At 55.3% G+C, this 2781-nt stretch carries 5 protein-coding genes; 1 reads left to right on the top strand and 4 read right to left on the bottom strand.

Annotation, left to right across the window (positions count from 1 at the left end):
* Positions 1-591: hypothetical protein (locus DU000_RS12485; protein ID WP_205074071.1), on the bottom strand; the 591-nt coding region annotated here is incomplete at its 3' end.
* Positions 592-600: 9 nt separating this feature from the next.
* Here DU000_RS12485 and DU000_RS13040 point away from each other — a divergent pair.
* Complete coding sequence (locus DU000_RS13040; protein WP_240001900.1) at positions 601-786, top strand: hypothetical protein; 186 nt, start codon at positions 601-603, stop codon at positions 784-786.
* Positions 787-1017: 231 nt separating this feature from the next.
* Here the strand turns inward: DU000_RS13040 and DU000_RS12480 are convergent, their stop codons facing one another.
* The 3 genes from DU000_RS12480 to DU000_RS12840 all read right to left on the bottom strand — a co-directional run.
* Positions 1018-1203 (bottom strand): hypothetical protein, encoded by a 186-nt coding sequence (locus DU000_RS12480; protein ID WP_114403746.1) that lies wholly within the window; start codon positions 1201-1203, stop codon positions 1018-1020.
* Positions 1200-1598, bottom strand: a complete 399-nt coding sequence (locus DU000_RS12475; RefSeq protein ID WP_114403745.1) for an SMI1/KNR4 family protein — start codon at positions 1596-1598, stop codon at positions 1200-1202. Before DU000_RS12475 ends, DU000_RS12480 begins: the two co-directional genes overlap by 4 nt.
* Positions 1599-1645: 47 nt before the next feature.
* Positions 1646-2781, bottom strand: a 1136-nt coding sequence (locus tag DU000_RS12840; RefSeq protein ID WP_205074070.1) for a hypothetical protein, incomplete at its 5' end; no start/stop codon positions are given.

The following is a 2781-nucleotide window of genomic DNA, read 5'->3' as shown; positions in this document are numbered from 1 at the left end:
TTGTAGGAAGCTGTTGGCAACCACGGTGCTGCCCGCTTGGTTGGCGCTGGGGTTGACGTTGAGGGCGCGGGCCATGCTGCCGTTGTCAAAGCTGTTGGTGCTGGTGTCAAGGTTGGTGGTGTCGCTGTTACCGCCGCTGCTGGCGGCGAGGTTGAGAATGCTGCTGATGGCGGCGGCTTTGGCGACTTGTTCCCATTGGATGCGGCTTTGTTTGCCACGGTAGACGTTGATGCTTTGGGTCAGGGTGTTGCTGATGGCGCCACTGATCATGCCTTGGACGATGATGCCGCCGGTGTCGGTGGGGGCACCGACAATCGCGCGCATCAGGCCGGCGGTAATGACGGTAACGGCCAGTTGGCTCCAGTCAAAGTTTTGTTGGGCGCCAATGGCGCGCATGACTTGTTGGGTGAGGACGTTGGTGGCGGCAGCAACGATCATCGGCGCCACATAATAGGCAGCAGTGGCGCCAATAGCGGGGGCGATGAAGCCTTCGAGAGAGCTGATGATTTCGTATTGCTGGGTCAGAATGGCGATGATGACGACGATGAAGAAGGCGATGAAGCTGGCCCAGTCGCGCAGGCCGCCTGACATGTCGGGCGCTTGAGGGGGCGCGGTGAGGCTGCCCACCAGGCTGTAGGGCTGGTAGGTGTTGGGGCTGGCGCTCTGGCTGCTGCCTGGGGGCAGGTAGAGGGCTTGCCCGGCTTGCAGTGGGCTGTTGCGGTCGAGCTGGTTGGCCTGGGCCAGGCGGTACCAGTAGTCGCGGTTGCCGTAGTAGCGCTGGGCTAGGCTTTCAAGGGTGTCGCCGGCTTGGGCGGTGAGCCATTGGCCGGCCCCGGCTGGGGGCTGGGTGGCTTGGGTGTTGCGGTTGACTTGGTCTTGCGGGGTCTGGCCAAAGAGGTAGGCTTTGGCGTAGTCGGGAAAGCGGGCGGCTCATGCCGCCATGGCTTCGCTTACTCGCTTGACAGCCTCCGGCTAATGGGTGTCCCTTATTTTACGCATTTATTTTCGCGTCCCCATTTATTTTCGCATTCTTCGGATCATGTTATTCCAGTATCGAACAGCTTCAATATGCTGCTGACGTGTCAACACTGTTTTGTTCTTTGGGTCAACTGGATCACCACCAAGCAGAACCGGTTTTATTTCAAATATTTCCATCCCCGCAATTTGTGGGTTGGCTCGGCGAATTGATGTGTGATCGGTCATGATTTTTCCGCCAGCTTGCTTACAAATTCGCTAAAGCTGCCCGCCATCTGCCTTGCATACATTAAATCCATCCCAATGAAGGGAACTTGCACGATAGGGGCAGGTGTCGTGCGCGCATCAAATGCATATCCTTCTCCGCCACCATCCGAACCAAACAAGACAAGTCCGGGGGCATAGTCTTGCACCTCATATTCATTGTTGAACTGTGCCAATTCCTCAGCCGTCCAAAGTATCAAATAATTCTCACCAATAAATCCTTCTCCACCATTAGCCTTTTCGAGAAACTCTTTGTAGTCCGTTGGCAATGGCCATTGCAGTGCTGCTTCAGCTTTTGCAATAACATCTGCGGCGGCACCATCTTTTTTGGCAAATTCTTTCAGTAAATTTTCATCCATGACTATAGCTTTCAATGATTGCGGGAATCGTCATCAAGACGGAAGCGCTATTTACCCTTAAGCGTCTTCTGTAGACTATTCCACCAGGGAGTAACCTGCTGCCCATGAATGCTCCGATCAAGAATTATTTTGTTTGCTGTATCTGTCGGACTACCACCAAACTTCACCGGTTGAATTTCGTGAATATCAACCGGTTCCCCCACTAAATTCCAGTCTTTGCGTAATGTCCTGTTCGTGGAATTGGCTGCGTCACGAGCCGCGTTGTACTCCGCACCTTCAAGCAGCCGGAACGGCCCGGTAGGCTGCGGCACACCCGCTGGATAGCCAGTCCAATCTACGATTGAGAATTCACCAGGCTTAACAACCTTGGCTGCGCTATTTGCCTCCACTCTCCCGAACGACAATGGTAGCGGATTCGCATTCAGCGTACCATACTCAAAAGGCCGTGGGGTAATCTTCCAATCCGGCACACCCAAATCACGCAAGTACTTGGCTGAGCCTTGGATTCCTTGCGCAATGCCTTCACCTACATCAGCACCCAGCACGGGCAGTCGGTTGAGTTGTTTAATACCCAGCCCGCCGACTTTACTCCCCACTGGCCCTAGCGCTGCGCCTGCCATAAACTCAGGCACGGTCTCTGGGGCCAGAGCGCCTACCAGAGCATAGCCAGTGCCATAGAACCGATAGGCTAGGCTGCCTTCAGGGGCTTGCGCACCGCGTCTTACAAAGAAGGCAAGCGTTTCTTCTTTGAGTCTATTAACCGGGTCAGTGACCGGCTGTGTGAGCGCAGGGTTATTGCTGGTAAAGGTCAGTAAGCCAGCTTCGCTAGGCGCTTGCGGGGGCATGGCGAAGCTGGTTTCTGCATAGCGTGCTAGGCGGGCGTCTTCAGCTGGGCTTTGGTCGGTGATGGCAGCGAGTTGGCTCGCAAGAGAGGCGCGATAGTCAGCCGCTGTATCGGGGTATCCAAATTTATCCAGGATTTGAATGAGCCGGAGTTTTTCGTTGATGGGTAACGCTTCACCGGGCAATGACAATTGCAATCGATCTCGCCCACCGCCACCATCCGTCATCGTAAACCGCGGGTCTTGGGAGGCATAGGCATTTTGCGCGAGAGTAAGGCGCCCAGCGTCTGGGTTAAACGGATCAAACCCCTCACTCAACAGCGGTGCCGCACCAGGCTCCT

Origin of the sequence: Parvibium lacunae (assembly GCF_003335215.1) — a bacterium.
Classification (GTDB): Bacteria; Pseudomonadota; Gammaproteobacteria; order Burkholderiales; family Burkholderiaceae_D; genus Parvibium; species Parvibium lacunae.
This window is presented reverse-complemented; position numbering and strand designations above follow the sequence as displayed.

Excerpts from the sequence above, each read along its gene's own strand:
- DU000_RS12480 (WP_114403746.1), bottom strand. The coding sequence starts at position 1,203 with ATGACCGATCACACATCAATTCGCCGAGCCAACCCACAAATTGCGGGG.
- DU000_RS12475 (WP_114403745.1), bottom strand. The coding sequence starts at position 1,598 with ATGGATGAAAATTTACTGAAAGAATTTGCCAAAAAAGATGGTGCCGCC.